This is a genomic window from Variovorax sp. 20P10.2.4 (assembly GCF_058244205.1).
The window spans coordinates 1-5086 of record NZ_JBZAYE010000534.1 but is presented as its reverse complement, the minus strand read 5'-3'; the positions used below and the strand labels follow the sequence as shown (position 1 = coordinate 5086).

Below are 5086 nucleotides of genomic sequence, written 5' to 3'. Positions count from 1 at the left end.
CGCGCTGGCTGCATCGCCTGTGGGCCGACAGCTGGGCCGTGCCGACCCTGGCCGTGCGCGCGGACTTCGTGGCCGCGCTGCGCGAACACGGCTTCGAGGACATCGAGGTGCGCTCGCTGCGCTGGCGCGTCGCGCCGAGCGCGCTGCACATCCCCGCGCTCGCCACCCGCTTCACGCTGGCCGAGCTCTGGAAGGCGCGCGGACGCCTGAGCCCCTGGCGCCGCAAGCACATCGTCGCCAGCTACTGCGCGCTCGCGCTGGGCCTGTTCTGGCGCGACTTCGACTACTGCATGGTCAGCGCCACGCGGCGCGCCGACTGAACACACGAACAAGCACACCGAGGAGAAGAGGACTTCCATGCATACCGAACCCGAAGACAGCCGGCTCGCCGAGCTGGCGCCCATCGAGCCGGCCGCGAGCGACGAGCCGCCGGCGAGGAAGCCCGTGCAGGGCATGCCCTTCGGCTGGTTCTGGCCGATGGGGATCGGCGCCGCGATGGCGCTCGTGCTGCGCCTGATCTTCAGCGGCGGCCCCGGCCAGCTCTACTCGGCCATGCTGGGCTCCTTCGTCTACCTGACGCCCGCGCTGTGCGGCGCGGTCACGGTCTACATGGCCGAGCGCATCGAGCGGCGCAGCTGGGGCTACTACCTCTGGGCGCCCTGGGTGGCGACCGCGCTGTTCGTCGGCGGCACGCTGGCGGTGTTCATCGAGGGCCTGATCTGCGCCGCCTTCATCGTGCCGCTGTTCGCGATGATGGGCAGCATCGGCGGACTGGCCATGGGCATCGTGTGCCGCATCACCCACTGGCCGAAGCAGACGCTCTACGGCTTCGCGCTGCTGCCGTTGGTGCTCGGCGCCATCGAGCCGAACCTGCCCAACCCCGACCGGTTCTCGAACACCTCGCGCACGCTCTTCATCGCCGCGCCGGCCGAGCGCGTGTGGCACGAGCTCAACGCGGCGCGCGACATCCGCCCCGCCGAGGTCGACGGCGCCTGGGCCTACCAGGTCGGCGTGCCGATGCCGGTGTCGGGCGTCACGGTCGACACGCCCGAGGGCCGCGTGCGCCAGGTGCGGTGGCAGAAGAACGTGCACTTCGAAGAGGTCATCACCGACTGGCAACCCAACCGCCGGCTGCAGTGGCGCTTCCGTTTCTCGCCCGACTCCTTTCCCGCCGGCGCGCTCGACGACCACGTGATGATCGGCGGCCAGTATTTCGACCTGCGCGACGCCACCTACACGCTGACGCCGCGCGACGGCGGCACCGAGCTGCGCGTCGAGGTCTCGTGGCGGCTGAGCACCAGCTTCAACTGGTATGCCGACCGCGTCATGCACCTGCTGCTGGACGACGCGTCCGGGAACATCCTGCGCTTCTACAAGGCCCGCAGCGAAGGCACGGCCACGGCAGGCGCCATGATCCGTCCATGAACGAGAACACCCGACCGGTCTTCCAGCAAGCGCTCGGCCCCGCCTGGGACCGGCTGGGCGACGCGATCCGCCGCCACTACACCATGGCGCCGCGCTCGAGCGACCACGTCTGCGTGCGCGGCACCATGCACGAGGTCCACCATGCGCCCTGGGCCGCGCTGCTGATGCCCTTCGGCCGGCTGTTCGGCGCCCTCGTGCCCTACACCGGGCGCGAGGTGCCGATCGAGGTCCACTACCGCTGCCGGCCCGACGACCCGCACCTCTACTGGGACCGCATCTTTCGTTTCGCGGGCCGCGCGCCCTTCCACTTCCGCTCGCACATGGAGCACGACGCGGCCGACGGCGCGCTGGTGATCGAGTACGTGCGCTTCGGCATCGGCATGCGCCTCGCGGTGAGCGCCGAGGACGGTGCGCTGGTGTTCCGCGACCGCGGCTACGTCTGGCGCCTGGGCCGCCTGCGCATCCCGCTGCCGCTGGGCCTGCTGATGGGCACGGCCTATGTCGAGGAGCGGCCCGACCCGCGCGACCCCGACGCCTTCAGCATGCGGATGCTGCTGCGCCACCGCTGGTTCGGCGACGTGTTCCGCTACAGCGGCAGCTTCCGCCTGCCCGACGACCTTCCCTGCGACAGGTGATCCGCGCCGGCGCCACAATCGCCCCACCATGCCGCGCCGCCCCGAGAACCTCTACCCGCAGTACCACGCCCACGTCTATTTCGGCCCCGCCACCGTGGCCCAGGCCCGCGCGCTGTGCGAGCAGGCGGGCCGCGAGCTGATGGTGGTGGTGGGCCGGGTGCACGAGCGCCCGGTCGGCCCGCATCCGCACTGGAGCTGCCAGCTCGCCTTCGACGCGGCCGAGTTCGACGCGGTCATCGGCTGGCTCGACAGCCATCGCGACGGCCTCGACGTGTTCGTGCACGGCGTGACCGGCAACGACCTCGCCGACCACACCGACCACGCGATGTGGCTGGGCAGCGAGAGCGCGCTCGACCTAAGGATGTTCCGGCACTGACCGGGACGGCGCGTCCTCCGCCGCGCCGTTGGCGGGCGCGCCGTGCACCTTGAAGAAACGCGCGCCCTCCACCTTCTGCCCGATCGCCTGCTCGTAGGCCGCGCGCACCGCCTCGGGCTGCCCGGCCTGGCCGAAGAAATCCTTGAGATAAGGGCCGAGCAAGGGATGCGCCGCGAGCTCCCGGCGCGGCAGGCCCTTGGCCATCTCCTCGCGACAGGCCGAGGGCAGGAACACGTCGCGGTTCTTCTGCGGATCGCGGATCAGCCCCTTGGGCTCGTGCGCCGGGTCGGCCTGCATCGCCTCCAGTTCCTCGAAGAAGCGGCGCCGCATCATCACGATGCCCTTGTCGCTCTGGCCGAGCTTCTCGCGCGTGCGGTCGGTGACGGCACCCTGCCCCACCCACACGGCGAAGTCCTGGTTGGCGACGTGGCTGGTGATCCAGCGGCCCGTGGCCGGATCCCGGGTGGGCCCGTACCACGACGGAATGCGTTCCTGCACATAGGGCTCCTGCTCGGTCGGCACGCGGCTCAGCACCCACAGCACGCTCAGCGTGTGGTGGTCGTCGATCGGCACGCGCCATTCGAAGTGATGGCCGAGGAAGAAGCCGTTGGGCCACAGCGTGACGCGCCCCGCGGTCCACATCGGGTTGTCCTCGCGCTCGCCGCCACGCAGCCGCCGGTAGACGAAGCCGTGCTCGAACTCCTCGAACGCGAGCTTCAGGTGCGTGGGCACGTACGGGCCTTCCTCCCCCTGCAGCCGCGTGGTCCAGTTGTTGTGCGTCCACTCGAAGTGCACCGGGTCGATCGAGTTCTCCTGGCACTGGAACCAGTTGCACGGGATCTCGGCGAACACCGCCTGCGCGAAGCCGTTGGCGCAGTTGAACAGCTCCCAGTCGGGCAGCAACGGCGCGGGCTGCGGCCCCATGTAGGCCCACAGCAGGCCGGCCTTCTCCTGCACCGGGTAGGCCTTGATCCGCGTGCTGCGGCGCATGCGCGCGCCCGGGTCCAGCGTCTCCTCGAAGGGCTGGTGCACGCACTGCCCGCCCGCGTCGTACTGCCAGCCGTGGTAGCTGCAGCGCAGCCCGCACTGCTCGACGTAGCCGTAGGCCATGTCGGCATTGCGGTGCGGGCAGCGCCGGTCGACCAGCCCGTAGCGGCCGCCGAGGTCCTTGTAGAGCACCAGGTCCTCGCCGAGGATGCGCAGCGGCTTGACCGCCTGCGCATCGAATTCGCTCGCACCGGCGATCGGGTGCCAGTAGCGGCGCAGGTAGTCGCCCATCGGCGTGCCGGGGCCCACTTCGGTCAGCAGGCGGTTCTTCTCTTCGCTCAACATCGTCGTCTCCTGGTTCCTGGTCAATCCGCACGGATGCCAAACTCGCGCACGAGCCGGCCGAAGCGCTGGTCGTCCTGCGCGATCTGCCGCGCCAGCACGGCGGGCGCGCCGCCCACCGGCTCGATGCCCAGCGTGGCCATGCGCGCCTGCACCTCGGGCATGCGGAGGATCTCGTTGAAGTGCGCGTTGAGCGCCTGCACGATCGCCTCGGGCATCGCCCGCGGCCCGAGCAGGCCCATCCAGGCGTTCAGGTCCACGTCGCGCCAGCCGAGCTCGTACAGCGTGGGCACCGTGGGCAGCAGCGCCGCGCGCTGGCGCTGCGCCACCGCGAGCGGCAGCAGCTTGCCGGCCGCGATGTGGCTGGCCACGGCACCGGGCGTGATCCAGCCCACGCTCACATGGCCGCCCAGGGCATCGTTGACCACCGGCGCCACGCCGCGATAGGGCGCATGCACGAGCGCGATGCCGGCGTCGCGGTTGAACAGCTCGCCCGCGATGTGCATCGGCGAGCCCGCGCCCGGCGTGCCGTAGGTCAGCGCGCGCCCGGCCTTCGCGGCGGCCACGAGCTGGGTCGCGCTCTGCAGGCCGGTCGCGGGCGCCGTCACCAGCAGCAGCGGGATGTCGCCGGTCTTCACGATCGGCGTGAAGTCCCTGACCACGTCGTGCGCCACGCCGGGGCCGGCCTTGAGCACGTGCTGCGCGATCGGGAAGGTGCTGGGCGTGAACAGCAGCGTGTAGCCGTCGGCCGGCGCCTTCGCCACCCAGGCGTTGCCGATCATGCCGCTCGCGCCAGGCCGGTTGTCGATCAGCACCGGCTGACCGACGCGCTGCGACAGCTTCTCGGCATAGGTGCGCGCGATGGCGTCGGTGTCGCCGCCGGCCGGGTAGGCCACGACGATGGTGATCGGCCGCGCGGGCCAGGTCTCGGCGGTGGCGGTGGCGGCGAACGCGCTCAGCGCCGAGAACAGCGTCGCGGCGGCCATCGTCCGGCGCCGGAGTGGATTCATCATGGGCTTTCCTTTCTTGCCTGTGCGTGGAGCCACGGGATCGGGGCCAGTGCAATGTAGGAAGCCGGGCGCGGGGCCAGAAGATATAGTTTCACTGAGTGAACCACTTCGGAGGCCGCGGCATGTCGGACACCCAGGGCGCGCAGGGCGTGAAATCCATCGACGCGCTGCGCCGCGGGCTCGAGGTGATGCTCGCGATCCAGCGCTCCTCGGCCGCCACGCTGTCGGAACTCAGCCGCCAGACCGGGCTGTCGAAGGCCACGCTGCTGCGCATCCTCAAGACGCTGCAGCAGGCCGGCTGGGTGGAGCGC

The 5086-nt window shown here is 71.0% G+C and carries 6 protein-coding genes and 1 pseudogene; 5 read left to right on the top strand and 2 right to left on the bottom strand.

Translation table 11 applies throughout. From position 1 onward, the window contains the following. The 4 genes and pseudogenes from AC27VN_RS32295 to AC27VN_RS32280 all read left to right on the top strand — a co-directional run. A pseudogene (locus tag AC27VN_RS32295) lies at positions 1–320 on the top strand (methyltransferase type 11); the annotation flags it as partial. Between the two features lie 37 nt (positions 321–357). Beyond that, complete coding sequence (locus AC27VN_RS32290; protein ID WP_490879203.1) at positions 358–1425, top strand: SRPBCC family protein; 1068 nt, start codon at positions 358–360, stop codon at positions 1423–1425. Further along, positions 1422–2060 carry a DUF4166 domain-containing protein gene (locus tag AC27VN_RS32285; protein ID WP_490879202.1) on the top strand — a complete coding sequence of 213 codons (639 nt, stop codon included), beginning with the start codon at positions 1422–1424 and terminating at the stop codon, positions 2058–2060. Before AC27VN_RS32290 ends, AC27VN_RS32285 begins: the two co-directional genes overlap by 4 nt. A gap of 28 nt (positions 2061–2088) precedes the next feature. After that, a complete protein-coding gene (locus AC27VN_RS32280) occupies positions 2089–2436 on the top strand; it encodes a DOPA 4,5-dioxygenase family protein (RefSeq protein ID WP_490879201.1) in 348 nt (115 codons plus the stop codon). Here AC27VN_RS32280 and AC27VN_RS32275 read toward each other — a convergent pair. Further along, the gene (locus AC27VN_RS32275; RefSeq protein WP_490879200.1) at positions 2416–3768 is read right to left on the bottom strand and encodes a Rieske 2Fe-2S domain-containing protein; all 1353 of its coding nucleotides are present in this window, start codon (positions 3766–3768) and stop codon (positions 2416–2418) included. The two genes, AC27VN_RS32280 and AC27VN_RS32275, sit on opposite strands and share 21 nt — an antisense overlap. 20 nt (positions 3769–3788) lie before the next feature. Then, positions 3789–4775: a tripartite tricarboxylate transporter substrate-binding protein gene (locus AC27VN_RS32270; RefSeq protein WP_490879204.1), complete on the bottom strand. Its 987-nt coding sequence runs from the start codon at positions 4773–4775 to the stop codon at positions 3789–3791. A 122-nt stretch (positions 4776–4897) separates the two neighbouring features. On the opposite strand from AC27VN_RS32270, the gene AC27VN_RS32265 reads away from it, so the two are divergent. Then, positions 4898–5086 (top strand): helix-turn-helix domain-containing protein (locus tag AC27VN_RS32265; RefSeq protein ID WP_490879199.1); only part of this gene is annotated, 189 nt, incomplete at its 3' end.